The sequence below is a fragment of the Devosia sp. genome (assembly GCF_041917035.1).
In the GTDB taxonomy this organism is placed as follows: domain Bacteria; phylum Pseudomonadota; class Alphaproteobacteria; order Rhizobiales; family Devosiaceae; genus Devosia_A.
Genome location: NZ_JAYRYM010000061.1, coordinates 1 through 17,523, shown reverse-complemented (window position 1 = coordinate 17,523; position 17,523 = coordinate 1). Strand labels below are relative to the sequence as shown.

The window sequence follows — 17,523 nt, the reverse complement described above, 5'->3', positions numbered from 1 at the left end:
GAAGCGGTGGTCGACGGCGCATTCGAGGATGAACGCCGCCAGGTCGTCGCGCGCGATGCTGGCATCGAGCCGCATGGCGTAACCGGGGCGGGCGACGATCCTGCCGGTCGCGGGCCGGCCGGCGTGGTTGGCGCTGCGCACCAGCGTCCAGTCGAGGCCGCTCGCACGCAGGTGCCCCGCATGGGCCTCGGCATCGGCCAGCAAATGGCCCGGCACCAGCCGCATGATGAGGCTCATCAGTCGCAGCGTCAGGGCCGCCGGATCGCCCGGCAGGCGGACCGAGGCGCCGACCATCGAGACGATGCGGCGCGGCCCCGATTGCCGCATCAGGGGGATCACCGCGGCGTCGAACAGCCCGAGCGTGCTGTTGCCGGCCGACAGGCAGCAGATCACCGCATCGGCGTTGCGCAGGGTAGCGGAGACCGCCTCGCCGTCGTCGAGCGCGCCCTGCCTGACCGTGAGGCCCGGCCTCGCGGGCAGACGCGCCGCGTTCCGCGCCAAGGCCTGAACCTGATAACCGGCGGCCAGAGCCCGCACCAGCACCAGGCTGCCGATACGACCGCTGCCGCCGAAAAGGGCGATCCTCATGGCAAGTGCTCCACTGGCTGACCTCATCTTGCGCCAGCGGCCGCCGGGGGGCCTTGCGGTGGATCAAGCCCCTCAGTTGTGCTCGTCGGGGAGGTTGGGCAGCGGCAGGAAATCGACGCCGTCATCGATGAGGCCCGCCACCTCGTCGCGGGTCGCTTCGCCGTAGATGCCGCGCGCATCCGCCTCGCGGAAGTGGATCTTCCGCGCCTCCTCGGCGAAACGGTCGCCGACATAATCGGCTTCGCTCACCACCTTGCGGCGCATGGCGCGCAGCAGTTCGCGAATCTCGGCCTGCTGCGGGTGGCCGCTCGAGACGGTGACCTTGTCCGACCCGGACCGCGCCACCGCCGGAGCCATCAGCGCCTTCTCCACCTTGATCGAGGCGCAGACGGGGCAGCTGACGATGCCGCGCGCCAGCTGCTCGTCGAAGGCTTCGGCGGAGCGGAACCAGGCGTCGAACCGGTGCTGGTTGTCGCAAAGGAGTGCGAAGGTGATCACGCCGTGACCTCCTCGCGCGGGTTGGGAACGACACCCGCCACGCCCTGCGATAGCGAGAACGGCCGGGCATTGTCCAGCGCCGGCACCTTGCCGCGCGCCTCGGCGACCGCCTGAAGGTCGAGATCGGCGAGCGCCACGCCGGGCCCCTCTCCCCCCAGTTCGGCAAGGATGCGCCCCCACGGATCGATGATCATCGAGTGCCCCCAAGTGGCCCGGCCATTCTCGTGCCGGCCGGCCTGCGCCGCCGCGACGACGAAGCAGCCGGTCTCGATGGCGCGGGCCCTGAGCAGCACCTCCCAGTGGGCCTGCCCGGTGGGCACGGTGAAGGCGGCCGGAACCGAAAGCACCTCGGCCCCCGCCTCGGCCAGCGCCCGGTGCAGGGCGGGAAAGCGAACATCGTAGCAGATCGTCATGCCGAGCCGGAAACCGGGCGCATCGGTGACCACGGCGCGGTCCCCTCCGGCGTAGGTCTCGCTTTCGCGGTACTGCCGAAGGCCGGGCAGCGTCGCATCGAACAGATGGATCTTGTCATAGCTCGCCGCGATCGTCCCATCGGGGCGGAACAGCACCGAGCGGTTGGCAAAGCGACCGTCGGGGAGGGCCACGGCGAGCGAACCCAGGTGCAGGCTGACGCCGAGCCGCCGGGCGATGCCGGCGACCCGCGCGATGGCGGGATTGCCGTCCCACGGCCCGGCCACCGCGCCGAGCCCGTCGCGGTTCTCGGCAAAGACCACGCTCACCTCGGGCGAAAGCAGATAGCTCGCCCCCTGCCCGGCTGCCTCGACCGCCAGGCGCTCGAACTGGTCGAGATTGGGGCCGGGCGCGGTGCCGGAGGTCATCTGCAGGACGGCGACGCGCATCTCAGCCTCCGAGCAGCGGGTCGAACCGGCCGCGCCGGTCGAGCGCCGCCATGTCGTCATAGCCCCCGACATGGGTCGCGCCGACGAAGATCTGCGGCACCGTGCGCCGACCGTGGGCGCGCTCGACCATCGCCTGGCGCATCTGCGGATCGCTGACGTCGATCTCCTCGTAGGCGACGCCCTTGTCGTCGAGCAGCGCCTTGGCGGCGTGGCAATAGGGGCACCACGGGGTGGTGTAGATTTCGACCTTGCTCATGGACTCCTGCATATCGGTCTCGAAAGTTCCGGATGCCTGCTTATATGGGGCTTTGCTCCCCCACCACAACGCGGGCGAAGCTGACCACATCGACGCGGTCGATGCCGGCCCGGTTGAGCGTGCGCGCCACCGCCGCGACGGTCGAGCCGGTGGTGATGACGTCGTCGACCAAGACGATCCGCCGCCCGGCGAGCCGCCTTGACGCCTCCGGATGCACCGAGAACGCCCCGGCGACATTGCGCCGACGCGCCTCGCCCGAGAGGCCGACCTGCTGGCGCGTGTGGCGCGTGCGGCGGACCAGGGCCGGATCGACGGCAAGTCCGGTGAGCCGCCCCAGGACCCGCGCCAGTTCGGCCGACTGGTTGTAGCGCCGCTCGAGCCGTCGCCGCGGCGCCAGCGGCACGGGCACCAGAACCGGGCGATCACCCCAGAGTTCGGCCCCGGCCGCGACCATGAGCCGGGCGCAGAAGCCGGCCAGCTCCGGCCGGTCGCCATACTTGAGTCGGCCGACCAGGGCCCGCGCCACCTCGTTGTAGACCACGGCCGAGCGCGCGCGATCGTAGGGCGGCGGGTCGGCGATCGCCTCGGCCGAGAGGCCCCCCTCGCCGAGGGATACGGCGAAGGGGATGCCGAGCCGCGGACAGAACGGGGCGCTGATCGGCCTGAGGCGCCGGAAGCAATCGGGGCAGAGGGCGTCGGCAGAGGCGACCGGGGCCCCGCAGTCAAGGCAGGTCGGCGGATAGACGAGATCGAGCAGGCCGCCGCCCAACCGGCTCAGCAGGCCCCGTCCGGCCCGGCTTTTGACAAGTGCATCCACGCTCTGCATAAGGCCCGAGCCTAGATGAGAAGGGCCCCGCTGGCCATGCCCCTGCCCCCCAAGGTCTTCGATCGCGCGCGCATCGCCCGCCATCTCGCCCGGCGGCGCGACCCCGACGACTTCGTCACCCGCCTCGCCCTCGACGATCTCGCCACCCGCCTGATCACGGTGACTCGGCCGTTCGAGCGGGCGCTGATTCTCGCCCCCGACGCCGCGCCGCTGCCGGTGATGGGGCGCTCGGCCAGCGGTTCGTTCGCCTTCGAGCGGGCCGCCACGGTGATCGCCTCGCCGGGGGCCCCGTTGGTCGATCCGGAGGCGCTGGAGCTGCCGCGCCGGGAGCACGACCTGATCGTCTCGCTGTTCGACCTGCAGGTGGTCAACGATGTGCCGGGCTTTCTCGCCCGCATCCGCGCCCACCTCAGGCCCGACGGGCTGTTCATCGCCGCGGCGATCGGCGGCGACAGCCTGACCGAGCTGCGGCAGGCCTTCCTCGCCGCCGAGGCCGAGCACTCGGGCGGCGCCTTCGCCCGGGTCGCCCCGTTCATCCCGCTCGCCGATGCGGGCGGGCTGCTGCAGCGGGCCGGCTTCGCCCTGCCGGTCACCGACATCGAGACGCACACGGTGCGCTATGCCGATCCGCTGTCGCTGATGCGCGAGCTGAAGGCGCTCGGGGCGCAGAACCCGCTGTTCGAGCGGCCGGGTCGTCCGGTGACCCGCCGCCTGCTGCTGGCCGCCGCCGACCGCTACGCGCTGCTGGCCGCCGACCCCGACGGCCGCGTCCGCGCGACGCTGCAGCTGATCTGGATCTCGGGCTGGGCCCCGGACGCCAGCCAGCAGCAGCCGGCGCGGCGAGGCAGCGCCAGCGTCAGCCTCGCCAATGTGCTCGGCCGCAGGGACTGAGCAGGGTCAGCTGCCGGAATTGTCCATTGCGCCGCCGGCCTTGGTGGCCACGGCGTTGAACAGGTTGCTGAGGCCGCCGCCGAAAGCGGTCATGGCGGCAATCGAACCGACCGCGACCAGCGCCCCGATCAGGCCATACTCGATCGCCGTCGCGCCGGACTCATTGGCGAGGAAGCGATTGAAGGTCGAGAACAGGTGCATCTTCAGCTCCGTCAGAGCAGATCGCAGAGCGGCGCGATCAGCGGTTCGTCCGCCGGCGGCATCGGGTAGTCCCTGAGGGCCTGCGGTCGCACCCACTTGAGCGCAGCGTGCTCGCGGGCCACCGGCGTTCCCTGCCATTTCCGGCAGACGTAAAGTGGCATCAGAAGATGAAAGCTTTCGTAAGAGTGACTGGCAAAGCTTAACGGCGCGAGGCAGGCGGACTTGGTGGAAACGCCCAGTTCCTCATCGAGTTCGCGGATCAGCGCCGCCTCCGGCGTCTCGCCGGGCTCGAGCTTTCCGCCGGGGAATTCCCACAGCCCCGCCAGTTGCTTGCCCGCCGGCCGCTGCGCGATCAGCACCCGCCGGTCGGCATCGACCAGCGCACAGGCGACGACGAGCAGGATCCTCACTTGCGGCCCCAGTTCGGGGGGCGCCGGTAGGCATAGCCGTAGACCTCGCCGAAGCCGAGCGAGCCGTACAGGTTGACCGCCGGGGCATTGTCGGCGAGCACCTGGATGGCCGAATGCGTGGCCCCCATCGCCCGCGTCCAGTTGAGCGCCGCTCCCATCACGGCACGGCCGTAGCCCATGCCGCGGGCGCTGGGGTGGGTGACGACGTTGAGATAGACCCCGATACCGCTCGCCACCGCCGCAAGGGCCGCCGCCACCGGCAGGCCGGCCTTGTGATAGACCAGCACGCCCTGGCAATCGCAGGCGATGGCCTCGAGCACCTGGCGCTGCACCTCGATGGTTTCGGCGTCATAGCCGGACATGTGCGCCTGCGCCTTGTACCATTGCGGATCGGCAGGGTCGAAATAGCGGGCGTTGAAGCCGACCGGGAAGTCCACGTCGGGCATTTCCATCGCCATGACGAGGCTCGGCTCGTACTCCTCCCAGAGCATGCCATCGAGCAGTTCGATGAGTTCGGGTGCGGTCAGCGGCGTGGTCCGGACGACCGGCGCGATGCCGTGCCGGCGGCTCATCTCGAGCAGCCGCGTCAGCCGCAGCTCGGCATAGGCCCCATCCGACGGATCGAGGCAGTGGATGGAGTTGGCGCGCTTGGTGTAGCCGCGCGCGTAGCGCCACAGCCACAGCCCGTCATGCGCCTGCCTCAGCGCCGGCCAGGCGGTGAGCGTCGCGCCCTCGATCTGGCTGATGCTGAGCGGGACCATCAAGACCGGTAGTCGCCGTTGATGGTGATGTAGCCATGCGTCAGATCGCAGGTATAGACCGTCGCGACACCGGCCCCGAGGCCGAGACCGACGCGGATCTCGATCTCCTCGTTCTTCATGTAGGCGCTGGTCGCCGCCTCGTCATAGGCCGGATCGCGCTCGCCCTGCGTCGCCACCCGGATGTCGCCGAAGCTGATCTCGAGGCGGTCGCGGTCGGCCGGCTCGCCGGCCTTGCCCACCGCCATGACGATGCGGCCCCAGTTCGCGTCCTCGCCGGCGATCGCGGTCTTGACCAGCGGCGAATTGGCGATCGACTGCGCGATGCGGAAGGCGCTGCGATCGGACTCGGCGCCCTCGACGGTGACCGTCACCATCTTGGTCGCGCCTTCGCCGTCGCGCACGACGTGGATGGCGAGCTCGTGCAGCACGTCCTGCAGCGCCTCGGCAAACACCGCGGCGCGCGGATCGTGCCGCGAGGCGATCGGCGCCATCGGCGCCTTGCCGGTGGCGAACACGAGGCAGGTGTCGGAGGTCGAGGTATCACTGTCGACCGTGACGGCGTTGAAGCTCGCATCGATCGCCGGCTGCAGGAGCTCCTGCAGCACACCGGCCGCGATCGGTGCATCGGTGAACACGAAACTCAGCATCGTCGCCATGTCGGGGGCGATCATCCCGGACCCCTTGGCGATGCCGCAGATGGCGACCGGCACGCCGTCGAATTCGACCGTCGCGGTCGCCACCTTGGGGAAGGTGTCCGTCGTCATGATGGCCCTGGCCGCATCCATCCAGGGTCCCGCGGCGAGGTGCCCGGTCATGGCTTCGGCGACCCCGGCGAACCTTTCGGCGGCGAGCGGCTCGCCGATCACCCCGGTCGAAGCGAGGAAGATCTCGCCGGCAGCCACGCCGAGTGCGCGCGACACGATATCGGCAGACAGCGCCACCGCCGCCTTGCCCTTCTGGCCGGTGAAGGCATTGGCATTGCCCGAGTTGACCAGCAGCGCCCGCGCGCTTCCGCCCGGCAGGTTCTGCCGGCACCAGTCGACGGCGGCCGAGGGACATTTCGAGCGGGTCAGCACGCCGGCCACCACCGTGCCCGCGTCCATGGCGACCAGCAGCACGTCGGTGCGGTTCTTGTACTTGATCCCGGCCTCGGCGGTGGCGAAGCGCACCCCGGCGATCTCCGGAAGCTCCGGATAGGCCTTGGGCGCGAGCGGGGAAACGGGGTGGGCCATGATGCGTCCTGGTGTGGCGGCGACAGGCTCACCCGTTTGCCTCAAGCGCCTGTGCAGTTCAAGCGCGCAATGCGCCCGGTCCCCGGGAGGCCTGCGCCGGCGCGCCCGCCGGACCACCGATCGCCCGGCCACGGCCGGGCGATCACGGGGCGGGGCGGTGCGGCTGGGGCGGCTACTGCGCGGCCGGCTCGGACTGGCGCTTGACGCCTTCGGCGAGCGCCGCATCCGGAATGTCGATGGCGATGTTCGCCTTGAGCGACAGCACCGAGGCGTCGAACGCATCGTACATGACCTGCTGGCCCAGTTGCGGCGTCATCTGCTCGAGGCTCGGCGGCGGGCTCATGCGCTTCTCCTCGAGCTTGATGACGTGCCAGCCGAACTGGCTCTGCACCGGCTCGGAGACCTGGCCGGGTTCGAGCGCGAAGGCGGCAGCCTCGAACTCGGGCACCATCTGGCCCTTGCCGAAGAAGCCCAGATCCCCGCCGGTCTGCTTGCCGGAGGGATCGGTGGTCTTTTCCATCGCGGCGATCTCGAAGGCCTTGCCGGCGGCCAGTTCCGCCTTGACCGCGTCAGCCTCTTCCTTGCTCGCAACCAGGATGTGGCGGGCATGGATTTCCTCGACGGGCGTGAAGCCGGCGACGAACGTGTCATAGGCCGCCCTGATCGCCTCGTCGGTCACGGCGGCGGCGATCTTTTCGGCGAAATAGGCGCGGCGCAGCGCCCGCTCCTCGAGATAGGCGAGACGCCGCTTGAACATCTCGGTCTCGTTCATGCCGGCCGCCTTGGCCGCCTGCGCCATCACTTTCATGTCAATCAGCACGGTGACGAGGAAGGCGCGGCGATCGGCCGGCGGCACCTGCCCGAGTTCCTGCTGCAGGTCCTCCGCGGCGAAGGCCAGATCGGCCTCGGTGATCGTCTGATCGCCGACGGTGGCCACCACCGCGTCCGGGGCGGGCTGGGCCGGCGCCTCGACGGCGGGCGTTTCCTGTGCCGCGACGGGCAGCGCGAGCCCCCCCGCGACGGTGGCCAGCAGCAGTCCGGCGGCCAGCGACTTGAGCATGGAACGGGCCCGCAGCGGGGCAAAGGTGGTCATCAGGCGTACTCCTCGGCGAATGCGCTGAGCCCCCGGCCGGCGCGACGCGGTGGTTTGGCCCATTTGCGTTCCGTTGACAAGCAAAACACCCGCTCTTACATGTCGCACCACTTCAAAGAGTGTTGACGGGTGAGGACCCGCCGCTTCGCCGGACGACCTGAGCGCCACGCGCTGCCCGGCCGACAAACAATCAAGGGACGTGAGGCATGGTACTGGCTGCAATCGCCAAGGCGATCTTCGGTTCGGCGAACGATCGGCAGGTGAAGAAGTACCTTCCGCGGGTGCAGGCGATCAACGCGCTGGAAGCCGAGTTCAGCAAGCTCTCGGACGGCGAACTGCGCGCCAAGACCGACGCCTTCCGCGCCGAACTGGCCGCCGGCAAGAGCCTCGACGACCTGATGGCGCCCGCCTTTGCCACCGTGCGCGAGGCCAGCAAGCGCGTCCTGGGCATGCGGCATTTCGACGTGCAGCTGATCGGCGGCATGGTGCTCAACAACCGCTCGATCGCCGAAATGCGCACCGGCGAGGGCAAGACCCTGGTGGCGACGCTGCCGGTCTACCTCAACGCGCTCGCCGGCAAGGGCGTGCACGTGGTGACGGTCAACGACTACCTGGCGCGCCGCGACGCCGCCTGGATGGGCCAGGTCTATCGCTTCCTCGGGCTGACCACCGGCATCATCGTGCACGGGCTCGACGACACCGAGCGCAAGGCCTCCTACGCCGCCGACGTCACCTACGGCACCAATAACGAGTTCGGCTTCGACTACCTGCGCGACAACATGAAGTACAGCCGCGCCCAGATGGTGCAGCGCGGGCACGAATACGCCATCGTCGACGAAGTGGACTCGATCCTGATCGACGAGGCGCGCACGCCGCTGATCATCTCCGGCCCCTCGGCCGACCGGTCGGCGCTCTACGGCATGGCCGACGGGCTGATCCCGCTGCTCGGCGAGGGCGACTACGAGATCGACGAGAAGCAGCGCTCCGCCACCTTCACCGACCAGGGCGTCGAGAAGCTCGAGGCCGCGCTCGCCGAGAACGGCCAGCTCAAGTCGGCCTCCCTGTACGACATCGAGAACGTGGCGCTGGTGCACCACCTCAACTCGGCGCTGCGCGCCCACAAGATGTTTTCGAAGGACAAGGACTACATCGTCCGCAACGACGAGGTGGTGATCATCGACGAGTTCACCGGCCGCATGATGCCGGGCCGGCGCTACTCGGAAGGCCTGCACCAGGCGCTGGAGGCCAAGGAACACGTCAAGATCCAGGCCGAGAACCAGACGCTCGCCTCGATCACCTTCCAGAACTACTTCCGCCTGTACAAGAAGCTCGCCGGCATGACCGGCACCGCGGCGACCGAGGCCGAGGAATTCGGCGACATCTACGGACTCAACGTCGTCACCATCCCGACCAACGTGCCGGTCAAGCGCGTCGACGAGGACGACGCGATCTTCCGCACCGCCGCCGAGAAGTTCGAGGAGATCGCCGAGCTGATCGCCGACTGCCGCAAGCGCGGCCAGCCGGTGCTGGTCGGCACGACCTCGATCGAGAAATCGGAAATGCTCGCCGAACTGCTGCGCAAGAAGGGCGTCGAGAACCTCGCCGTGCTCAATGCGCGCTACCACGAGCAGGAAGCCCATATCGTCGCCGATGCCGGTGTCTCGGGCGCCGTGACGATCGCCACCAACATGGCCGGTCGCGGTACCGACATCCAGCTGGGCGGCAATCTCGAGATGCGCATCGAGCGCGAGTGCCAGGGCCTCGAGGGGGTGGAGCGCGACATCCGCATCTCCCGCATCAAGGAGCAGATCGCCGCCGACAAGGCCAAGGTGATCGCCGCCGGCGGGCTCTACATCATCGGCACCGAGCGGCACGAGAGCCGCCGCATCGACAACCAGCTGCGCGGCCGCGCCGGCCGCCAGGGCGACCCGGGGCATTCGAAGTTCTTCCTCTCCCTGCAGGACGACCTGATGCGCATCTTCCCGGTCGAATCGATGGATTCGATGCTGGGCAAGCTCGGGCTCGAGCAGGGCGAGTCGATCACCCATCCCTGGGTGACCAAGGCCATCGAGCGGGCCCAAGCCCGCGTCGAGGCGCGCAATTTCGACATCCGCAAGAACATCCTCAAGTACGACGACGTGATGAACGACCAGCGCAAGGCGATCTTCACCGAACGCCTCGAGCTGATGGACAGCGAGGATGTCGAGCAGACCATCGGCGAGATGCGCCAGCACGTCGTCGAGGAGATCGTCGCCAAGGCCATCCCGGAACGCTCCTATCCCGAGCAGTGGAACATCGAGCAGCTCGAGGCGGCGGCCAAGACCTACCTCAATATCGAGATTCCGATCAGGGACTGGACCCACGAGGAAGGCATCGACGGCGAGCAGGTGCGCGAGCGCATCCAGAAGGCGGCCGACGAGTTCGCCGCCGCCAAGGTGGCCCGCTACTCGCCCGACATCATGCGGCAGGTGGAAAAATCGATCCTCCTGCAGTCGATCGACGGGCTGTGGCGCGACCACCTCGTCACCCTCGACCATCTGAGCAAGGTGATCGGCTGGCGCGGCCTCGCCCAGCGCGACCCGCTGACCGAGTACAAGCGCGAGGCGTTCGACCTGTTCGAGCAGCTGCTCTCGGCCCTGCGCGAGCTGGTCACGACGCAGCTCAGCCATGTCGAGATCCAGCTGCGCCAGCCGGCGCCGCCGCCGCCGAGCCTCGACGGCCTGAGCGAAATCCACATCGATCCCACCAGCGGCGAGAACGACGCCGAGACCCAGGTGACCGGCACCCTGCCGCGCGGCGGCAGCCCGGCCCTCGCCGCCGCGTTCGCGGCAGCGCGGGGAGGCGCCGCGGTAGCGGAAGCCGACCCGGCGCTGAAGCCGATCGACCCCAAGCTGCTCGTCGGCGTCTCCCGCAACGCCCCCTGCCCCTGCGGCTCGGGCAAGAAGTTCAAGCACTGCCACGGCGCGTTCTAGGTCGTGGCGGTGAGCCTTCCGGCGCCGCGGCTGGTTCATGCGTTCGACATGGTGGTGCGGCTCGACCCGATCCTGGAAATGGGGCCGGGGCGCGCCGGGCGGCGGCGCATCGTGCCGATCGTCGGCGGCACGGTGGAGGGCGAGCGCATCCGCGGAGAGATCCTCGACCTCGGCGCCGACTGGCAGACGATCTTTGCCGACGGTCTCGCCGAACTCGATACCCGCTACGCCCTGCGCACGCATGACGGGGCGCTGATCGAGATCGTCAACTACGGCCTGCGCCACGGACCGCCCGAGGTGATGGCGCGCGTCGCCGCCGGCGAGGATGTCGACCCCTCCCAATACTACATGCGCACCCATTGCCGGCTCGAGACCGGCGATGCCCGCTATGGCTGGGTCAACCGCGCGCTGTTCGTCGGCACCGGCGGGCGCCGGGCGGCGAGCGTCGTCATCTCGATGTTCGAGATCTGCTGATCCTGCCGCTCAGGCGGGCACCGGCGCCGCCGCCCGCGCCCCCGGCGGAATGGTCGGGGCAGCGGCGTTGAGGTGCTCCATGGCGAACCCGGCCGCCGCCTTGTAGCGGGCCATGAACTCGGTCCGCTCGGCCAGCGGCACCACGTCGTCGATGCGCTCGAAGGTCCCGCCGCAGCGGGCGTCGACGAGATTGAGCAGCCCGAACGGCCCGGCCCCGCGATTGCGCAGGATCACCTCGGAGACCGGGCCGCAGAGCTTGGCGTCGAAGGCGGCGAGGGCCGCCTCGCCGACCCCGTGCCGCACCAGCATGGCGCCCAGCTCGCGCGCATCGACGATGGCCTGGCTCGCCCCGTTCGACCCGGTGGGATACATCGCATGCGCCGCGTCGCCGAGCAGCACGACGCGGCGATCGCGCCAGGTGGGCACCGGATCGCGGTCGATCATCGGGTTCTCGTAGACGATCTCGGCCCGCCGCAGCAGGTCCGGCACATCCAGCCAGTCATAGGTCCAGTCGGCGAAGTGATGGATGAAGTCCTCCACCCGGGCCGGGCGGAACCAGCCGCTGTTCCGCCAGCCCTCGGAATTGTCGACGGTGATCTCGGCGATCCAGTTGATCCTGGCCAGCCCGGTCCGCGGGTCGGGGTGCGAGATCGGGTAGACCACCATGCGCTGCCGGTGCGTGCCGAGCCCGACGAACGAGGAGCCGGTGCGAATCGGGGTGGCCAGCGTGGTGCCGCGCCACATGATCGCGCCGCCCCAGTGAATCGGCGCCTGGTCGGGATGCATCTGCGCCCGGATGGCCGAGTGGATGCCGTCGGCGGCAATCAGCATATCGCCGCGCAGCGTCTCGGCCGACCCGTCCTGCCGCTGCACCAGCGCGCTGACGCCACCATCGCCCTCGTGCCGATAGCCGGTCACCCGGCTGCCCGGCCGGAGGGCGCGCGCACCCGCCCGCTCGACCAGCTTGTCCACCAGCAGCATGTGGAACTGACCGCGGTGGACCGCGTATTGCGGCCACCTGTAGCCGGCCGCAAGGCCGCGCGGCTCGGCGTAGATGTCGTTGCCGTTGCGCCCGACCAGCGCCCACTCGCGCGCCGGGATGCCGACGCGATCGAGATCGGCCGCGTCGATCCCCAGCTCGTAGAGCTCGCGCACGGCATTGGGCTGCAGATTGATGCCGACGCCGAGCGGACGCAGTTCGGAGACCGCCTCGAGCACGGTGAACGGCACGCCGATCTGGTGCAGCGTCAGTGCCGTGACGAGACCACCGATGCCGCCGCCGGCGATCAGGACATGAGGCCTGGACACTCTGCTTCCCCCCCGGAACGCGGGACGCGTTCGCTACGCATATAGCGGAGACATCCGGGGAGCGCCAACCCGCCCTGTGGCGGCCGGCGCCGGACCGGCGGCCGGTCAGGCCTGCAGGCGGTCGAGGCGAAGCTGCGCCGCGCGGCGGTGGCCTTCGAGCGTCTCGCTGGCCGACTGCCGGGCGGCGGGCGGGGCGACCTGCTTGACGCCGCGTTCGTCGAGCCACTGGTGCGTCGCCACCTTGACATACGCCCCGACCCAGAGGCCGCCGGTATAGCGGCCGGCGCCCATGGTGGGGAGCGTGTGGTTGGTGCCGACGCACTTGTCGGAATAGACGACGCTGGCCAGCTCGCCGATGAACAGGCTGCCGTAGTTGCGGAGCTTTTTCGCCATGCCGTGCGGGTCGGCCGTATGCACCTGCAGGTGCTCGGCGGCGACGTGGTCGGAATAGGCGATCATCGTCGCTTCGCTGTCGCACACGGCGATCTCGCCGTAGTCCTGCCAGGCGGTGCCGGCGACATTGGCGGTGGAGAGCGTGGCGAGCTGGGCCTCGACCTGCTTCAGCGTGGCCTCGGCCAGCCTGCGGTCGGTGGTGATGAGGCCGACGCGGGTGCGCACGTCGTGCTCGGCCTGGGCGAGCAGGTCCGTGGCGATCATCTCGGCATCGCCGGTATGATCGGCGACGACGAAGATCTCGGACGGCCCGGCGAGCTGGTCGATGCCGACCGGGCCGAAGACCTGGCGCTTGGCCTCGTTGACGAAGGCGTTGCCGGGGCCGACGATCTTGTTGACCGCCGGCACGCTCTCGGTGCCGAAGGCCATGGCGGCGATGGCCTGCGCCCCGCCGATGCGGAAGATGCGGTCGGCGCCGGAGAGGTGGCAGCCAGCGATCATGGCGCGATGCGCATTGGGCGGCAGGCAGGCGACGACCTCATCGACGCCGGCGACCTTGGCCGGCACGATGGTCATGATCGGAGCGGAGAGCAGCGGATAGCGACCGCCGGGCACGTAGCAGCCGACGCGCTCGATGGGGATGACGCGGTGGCCCAGATGCACGCCGGGGAGCGTCTCGATCTCGAGCGGCTGCATGGTCCTGAGCTGCGCCTCGGCGAAGCGGCGCACATTGGCGATGGCGAATTCGGTGTCGGCGCGGGTCTGCGGCGCGAGTTCGGCGAGGGCGGCCTCGCGCTCGGCCGGGGTGACCTCGAAGGCGGCGACGTCCGCCTTGTCGAACTTCACGGAATAGTCCCGCACCGCGGCGTCGCCACCGGCCTTCACCGCCGCGAGGATCTCGGCGACCAGCGTCTCGACCGGCGCATTGTCGCTCACCGAGTTGCGCGAAGGGGCCTTCACATAGCTCACGCCCGAGGGGGAAAAGGTGGAGTTGGACATGCAGGAGGCCTCCGGATGAAGGTGAGTTTCAGGTCTGTCGGGCATTTCGAGCGCGTTTCGCGCCTCGCAGAAAGCTCTTGCATACGTATGCAGTTTTTGCCAGTGTTTTCTTCATCGAGCCCGTGCAGGTGGCTCGGCATTCACCGAACCACCGGTTTGCCACGGCATCGCCCCGCGAAAGCCGCTAGGATGAACGGATGAAACTCGTCGATGAACCGCAGTTGATGATCTTGCCGGGCACGCTGTGCGATATGCAGGCGTTCGCGGAAGTGCAGCACCTTGCGGGCGGGCTCTCGGCGATCCACGTCGAATACTCGGACGCGGATAACGCCCCCGAGATGGCGAGCATCATCCTCGAGCGGGCGCCCAGGCGGATATCGCTCTGCGGCTTCTCGCTGGGTGGGGCCGTGGCGCTCGAAATGATCGCGCAGGCACCCGAGCGCATCGTGCGACTCGCTCTGATCGGCACCAATCCGGGAACGATGGCTCCCGAGCGCGTCGAGGCTAACCGCACCGCGCTGGAACTGGCCCGAGCGAGGGGCTGTCCGACCTACATCACGGGCGTGTGGGAAGACTCCGTGCCACCGGCGCGGCGGGACGACCGAAAGCTCCGCGCTACGCTCAACATCATGGCGGCCTCGGTGCCAGTTCCTCGCTTCGAGAGCCAGTTGCTGATCGGCGCCAATCGGCTCGACAGCCGTCCGCGCCTGGCAGCGATCAACGTACCGACATTGGTCGTGTGCGGCACGGAAGACCGGATCTGCCCACCGGCGCTGAGCATCGAGATGGCCGCTGCCATTCCCAACGCCCGGCTCGCCCTTGTCGAAGGCGCCGGCCACTACGTCACCCTCGAGCAGCCGCAGGCGGTTGCCGACGAAATCGCCGCGTGGCTCGCCACGCCCGCCACCATCATGCATTGAAGGAACATCCAGATGAGCGACGACGACAAGGGCAGCAAGCCCGCCCGCCTCTCCCGCATCGAGACGCCGCGCGAACAGGTGCTGCAGGTCGAGCGCCGGGACTACCCCGAGCTGGCGCCGACCGACCGGCCGCGCAGCCAGTCGCTCGAGGGCTTCGACGACATCTATACCGACATCGTCGACTACATCGTGCGCTGCACCCACAAGATCTGGGACGAGCGCGACATCGGGCTGATCTACACCCATTACACCCATAACTGCGTGCTCTACGGCACCATGGGGACGATCTACAACCGCGAGGACGTGGTGCGCGACACCATCCAGCGGCTGGTATCCTTCCCGGAGCGGCGCGGCATGGCCACGCAGGTGATCTGGAACGGCAACGACAAGGACGGGTTCTATACCTCGCACCTCGTCACCGGCTCGGGCCGGCACACCCAGTTCGGCCATCTCGGCCAGCCCACCGGTCGACCGTTCGTGTCGCGCACCATCGCCGACTGCATGATCCTTCGCAACAAGATCTACCGCGAGTGGGTGGTGGCCGATACCGCGGCGATCATCCGCCAGCTGGGCCTCGACCTCGACAGCTTCGCGCTGCGCTTCGCCAAGGCGGCCCTCGACAGGGGCCAGACCAACCTCGACATCGGCGAGAACCGCCGCCTGCTCGGCCAGTACCCCCCGGAAGCCGAAGCCGATACCTCGATCGCCAACACGCCGCTCGAGGCCGAGACGCTGCGCTGGCTGCACGAGGTGTTCAACAAGCGCATGTTCGGCAAGATCCGGGACGTCTATGCGCCCACATGCCAGTACCACGGCCCCAACATGAAGGAGCTCTACGGCGTCGCCGCCGTGACGCACCAGCACCTGGGCCTGGTCGGCTCGCTACCGGATGCGGCCTACTTCCCGCAATACATCTGTTCGGTGGACAGCGAGGAGGGCGGCACCAAGGTGGCGGTGCGCTGGATCATCGAAGGGCATCACCTGGGCTACGGCATCCTCGAGAGCCTGGGCGAACACCCGACCGGCAAGCGCGTGCAGGTGATGGGGATGACCCACTACCACTACAAGAACGGCAAGATCGTCGACGAGTGGAACGTCTATGACGAGCTGAGCCTGCTCACCCAGGTCAAGCTGGCGCAGCTGCAGGACGCCCGGCCGGAGCAGGCCTGACCGGCCCCGCGCCGAACCGCGTTCGAGGCGGAGCGTCCCGGGGTGAGACCCGCCCCGGATCGGGCCCGCCGACGCGATTGATCCAGATCAACGCGTTCGCCGCCGCAACATATTAGTAGTTTCTAATATGAAGCGGCCGGCGATGGCGCCGGCCGCTTGCTGACGGAGATAGCCATGCAAGAGAGCTGGAACGAGTACCTGAAATCCCTTTCGCCCGCCCTGCGGGAGCTGCGCGGCGGCAGCACCGACGTGATGAAGGGGTTCTCGGCGATCGCCCAGGCGGCGCTGAAGCCGCAGGCGCTCGACACCAAGACCAAGGAACTGATCGCCCTGGCGATCTCGGTGGCGGTGCGCTGCGACGACTGCATCGGCTTTCACGCCAAGGGCGCCATGGAGCAGGGTGCGAGCCGCGAGGAGATCTTCGAGACGCTGGGGACCGCCATCTATCTGGGAGCCGGTCCCTCGGTGATGTATGCCGCCCACGCCATCGAGGCGTTCGACCAGATGAAGACGGAAAAGGCTGCCGCCTGACGCTTGCCGGCCGACGCCCGCCGGTTGACTTCGCCGGCGGGCCGGTCTCCTCTTTCCCCGCGTTCGCCGAGCGGTCGGCAGGGGGAGACCAGCGTTGAAGATCAAGAGCATCGAGGCCTTTGCCATCACCAACCCGATCGCGGGTGGAGCCTACGATGAGGCCAAGCTCAAGGAGACGGCGCGGCGGCCGCCGTGGACCAAGGACGCCGAAGTCGCCAACCCGATGTCGCGCTACCCGCGCTACAAGGCGCTGCGCTCGAGCTGGCTGGCGAAATTCCCGGCCGTGGGGGTGATCGTCACCGCCGACGACGGCTCCTGGGGCTTCGGAACCACCGGCTACGGCCAGCCGACGATCGCGCTGATCAACGACCACATCGCCCCGCTGCTCGAGGGCGAGAACGCCCTGGCGACGGAAAAGCTGTGGGACATGATGATGCGCATCGCGTCCCCCTACTCGCCGTCCGGCCTCGCCGCCTATGCGATCAGCGGCATCGACCTGGCGCTCTGGGATCTCAAGGGACGCGTGTTGCAGCTGCCGGTCTACGAACTGGCCGGCGGCGCGGCGCGCGACCGGCAGTTCTGCTACGCCACCGGCAACGATACCGACTGGCACATGGAACTGGGCTTCCGGGCGACCAAGCTCGCCTGTCCCCACGGCACCGCCGACGGGCTCGAGGCGCTCGAGCGGAACGAGGCGTTCGTCGGCCAGGCGCGCGAATTCATCGGCCCCCATGTCGAACTGATGCTCGACTGCTGGATGGCCTTCGACGTCGAATTCGCCGTGCGGCTGGCGCATCGGCTGAAGCCGTACAACCTCAAGTGGATCGAGGACTGCCTGATCCCCGAGGATCACAGCTCGCACCTGGCGCTGCGCGAGCGGCTGCCCTGGCAGACACTCGCCACCGGTGAGCACTGGTACACCCCCTACACGTTCTTCGAGGCGGCGCGGCAGCGCGTGGTCGACATCTTCCAGCCCGATATCCACTGGGTCGGCGGCTTCACCGCCGTGCAGAAGATCGTCGCCATCGCCGATGCGGCGGGACTGGAGGTGATCTGCCACGCGGGCATGAACACGCCCTATGGCCAGCACCTCACCATCGCCTCGCCGAACAGCCGCTGGGGCGAGTTCTTCGTCGGCGG

The 17,523-nt window shown here is 69.0% G+C and carries 19 protein-coding genes; 7 read left to right on the top strand and 12 right to left on the bottom strand.

All coding sequences use genetic code 11. From position 1 onward, the window contains the following. The 5 genes from ACE3TU_RS08820 to ACE3TU_RS08800 form a co-directional block, all read right to left on the bottom strand. Nucleotides 1–588: NAD(P)-dependent oxidoreductase (locus ACE3TU_RS08820; protein WP_374622896.1), on the bottom strand; the 588-nt coding region annotated here is incomplete at its 3' end. A 72-nt stretch (nt 589–660) separates the two neighbouring features. Continuing rightward, nucleotides 661–1,086, bottom strand: coding sequence for a DUF1178 family protein (locus tag ACE3TU_RS08815; RefSeq protein ID WP_374622894.1), 426 nt, complete (start codon nt 1,084–1,086; stop codon nt 661–663). Further along, entirely contained in the window at nt 1,083–1,946 is an 864-nt protein-coding gene (locus tag ACE3TU_RS08810; protein ID WP_374622892.1) for a carbon-nitrogen hydrolase family protein, read from the bottom strand. Before ACE3TU_RS08810 ends, ACE3TU_RS08815 begins: the two co-directional genes overlap by 4 nt. 1 nt (nt 1,947) lies before the next feature. Beyond that, a complete protein-coding gene (grxC, locus tag ACE3TU_RS08805) occupies nt 1,948–2,202 on the bottom strand; it encodes a glutaredoxin 3 (RefSeq protein ID WP_374622889.1) in 255 nt (84 codons plus the stop codon). A gap of 40 nt (nt 2,203–2,242) precedes the next feature. Next, nucleotides 2,243–3,019, bottom strand: coding sequence for a ComF family protein (locus ACE3TU_RS08800; RefSeq protein WP_374622887.1), 777 nt, complete (start codon nt 3,017–3,019; stop codon nt 2,243–2,245). A 24-nt stretch (nt 3,020–3,043) separates the two neighbouring features. On the opposite strand from ACE3TU_RS08800, the gene ACE3TU_RS08795 reads away from it, so the two are divergent. Further along, nucleotides 3,044–3,919, top strand: coding sequence for an SAM-dependent methyltransferase (locus ACE3TU_RS08795; protein WP_374622885.1), 876 nt, complete (start codon nt 3,044–3,046; stop codon nt 3,917–3,919). A gap of 6 nt (nt 3,920–3,925) precedes the next feature. Here ACE3TU_RS08795 and ACE3TU_RS08790 read toward each other — a convergent pair whose 3' ends face one another. From ACE3TU_RS08790 to ACE3TU_RS08770, 5 genes are all read right to left on the bottom strand, one after another. Further along, complete coding sequence (locus tag ACE3TU_RS08790) at nt 3,926–4,114, bottom strand: Flp family type IVb pilin (protein WP_374622898.1); 189 nt, start codon at nt 4,112–4,114, stop codon at nt 3,926–3,928. 17 nt (nt 4,115–4,131) lie between these two features. Next, on the bottom strand, nt 4,132–4,530 hold the full coding sequence (locus tag ACE3TU_RS08785) for a (deoxy)nucleoside triphosphate pyrophosphohydrolase (protein ID WP_374622882.1): 399 nt from the start codon (nt 4,528–4,530) through the stop codon (nt 4,132–4,134). Then, a complete protein-coding gene (locus ACE3TU_RS08780) occupies nt 4,527–5,291 on the bottom strand; it encodes a GNAT family N-acetyltransferase (RefSeq protein ID WP_374622880.1) in 765 nt (254 codons plus the stop codon). The genes ACE3TU_RS08785 and ACE3TU_RS08780 overlap by 4 nt, the downstream gene beginning before the upstream one ends. Beyond that, nucleotides 5,291–6,523 (bottom strand): bifunctional glutamate N-acetyltransferase/amino-acid acetyltransferase ArgJ, encoded by a 1,233-nt coding sequence (argJ, locus tag ACE3TU_RS08775; protein WP_374622877.1) that lies wholly within the window; start codon nt 6,521–6,523, stop codon nt 5,291–5,293. Before argJ ends, ACE3TU_RS08780 begins: the two co-directional genes overlap by 1 nt. Before the next feature lie 172 nt (nt 6,524–6,695). After that, entirely contained in the window at nt 6,696–7,616 is a 921-nt protein-coding gene (locus ACE3TU_RS08770; protein WP_374622874.1) for a peptidylprolyl isomerase, read from the bottom strand. Nucleotides 7,617–7,822: 206 nt separating this feature from the next. On the opposite strand from ACE3TU_RS08770, the gene secA reads away from it, so the two are divergent. Next, a complete protein-coding gene (secA, locus tag ACE3TU_RS08765; RefSeq protein WP_374622872.1) occupies nt 7,823–10,588 on the top strand; it encodes a preprotein translocase subunit SecA in 2,766 nt (921 codons plus the stop codon). A gap of 9 nt (nt 10,589–10,597) precedes the next feature. After that, entirely contained in the window at nt 10,598–11,062 is a 465-nt protein-coding gene (locus ACE3TU_RS08760) for a DUF3237 domain-containing protein (RefSeq protein ID WP_374622869.1), read from the top strand. A gap of 9 nt (nt 11,063–11,071) precedes the next feature. Here the strand turns inward: ACE3TU_RS08760 and ACE3TU_RS08755 are convergent, their stop codons facing one another. Together ACE3TU_RS08755 and hisD are read right to left on the bottom strand one after the other, a co-directional pair. Continuing rightward, nucleotides 11,072–12,370, bottom strand: a complete 1,299-nt coding sequence (locus ACE3TU_RS08755; protein WP_374622867.1) for a flavin-dependent oxidoreductase — start codon at nt 12,368–12,370, stop codon at nt 11,072–11,074. A gap of 105 nt (nt 12,371–12,475) precedes the next feature. Beyond that, the gene (gene hisD / locus ACE3TU_RS08750) at nt 12,476–13,762 is read right to left on the bottom strand and encodes a histidinol dehydrogenase (RefSeq protein WP_374622865.1); all 1,287 of its coding nucleotides are present in this window, start codon (nt 13,760–13,762) and stop codon (nt 12,476–12,478) included. A 197-nt stretch (nt 13,763–13,959) separates the two neighbouring features. Between hisD and ACE3TU_RS08745 the strand changes: the two genes are divergently transcribed. The 4 genes from ACE3TU_RS08745 to ACE3TU_RS08730 form a co-directional block, all read left to right on the top strand. Then, nucleotides 13,960–14,682, top strand: a complete 723-nt coding sequence (locus tag ACE3TU_RS08745; RefSeq protein WP_374622862.1) for an alpha/beta fold hydrolase — start codon at nt 13,960–13,962, stop codon at nt 14,680–14,682. Nucleotides 14,683–14,694: 12 nt separating this feature from the next. Beyond that, complete coding sequence (locus ACE3TU_RS08740; protein ID WP_374622860.1) at nt 14,695–15,852, top strand: ester cyclase; 1,158 nt, start codon at nt 14,695–14,697, stop codon at nt 15,850–15,852. Between the two features lie 174 nt (nt 15,853–16,026). Next, on the top strand, nt 16,027–16,383 hold the full coding sequence (locus tag ACE3TU_RS08735; RefSeq protein WP_374622857.1) for a carboxymuconolactone decarboxylase family protein: 357 nt from the start codon (nt 16,027–16,029) through the stop codon (nt 16,381–16,383). Between the two features lie 94 nt (nt 16,384–16,477). Next, nucleotides 16,478–17,523 (top strand): enolase C-terminal domain-like protein (locus ACE3TU_RS08730; RefSeq protein ID WP_374622855.1); only part of this gene is annotated, 1,046 nt, incomplete at its 3' end.

Bases quoted from the DNA above. Each gene is read 5' to 3' on its own strand.
- ACE3TU_RS08780 (WP_374622880.1), bottom strand. From the start codon at position 5,291: ATGGTCCCGCTCAGCATCAGCCAGATCGAGGGCGCGACGCTCACCGCC.
- ACE3TU_RS08745 (WP_374622862.1), top strand. From the start codon at position 13,960: ATGAAACTCGTCGATGAACCGCAGTTGATGATCTTGCCGGGCACGCTG.
- grxC (WP_374622889.1), bottom strand. From the start codon at position 2,202: ATGAGCAAGGTCGAAATCTACACCACCCCGTGGTGCCCCTATTGCCAC.
- hisD (WP_374622865.1), bottom strand. From the start codon at position 13,762: ATGTCCAACTCCACCTTTTCCCCCTCGGGCGTGAGCTATGTGAAGGCC.
- ACE3TU_RS08810 (WP_374622892.1), bottom strand. From the start codon at position 1,946: ATGCGCGTCGCCGTCCTGCAGATGACCTCCGGCACCGCGCCCGGCCCC.
- ACE3TU_RS08740 (WP_374622860.1), top strand. From the start codon at position 14,695: ATGAGCGACGACGACAAGGGCAGCAAGCCCGCCCGCCTCTCCCGCATC.
- argJ (WP_374622877.1), bottom strand. From the start codon at position 6,523: ATGGCCCACCCCGTTTCCCCGCTCGCGCCCAAGGCCTATCCGGAGCTT.
- ACE3TU_RS08770 (WP_374622874.1), bottom strand. From the start codon at position 7,616: ATGACCACCTTTGCCCCGCTGCGGGCCCGTTCCATGCTCAAGTCGCTG.
- secA (WP_374622872.1), top strand. From the start codon at position 7,823: ATGGTACTGGCTGCAATCGCCAAGGCGATCTTCGGTTCGGCGAACGAT.
- ACE3TU_RS08795 (WP_374622885.1), top strand. From the start codon at position 3,044: ATGAGAAGGGCCCCGCTGGCCATGCCCCTGCCCCCCAAGGTCTTCGAT.
- ACE3TU_RS08735 (WP_374622857.1), top strand. From the start codon at position 16,027: ATGCAAGAGAGCTGGAACGAGTACCTGAAATCCCTTTCGCCCGCCCTG.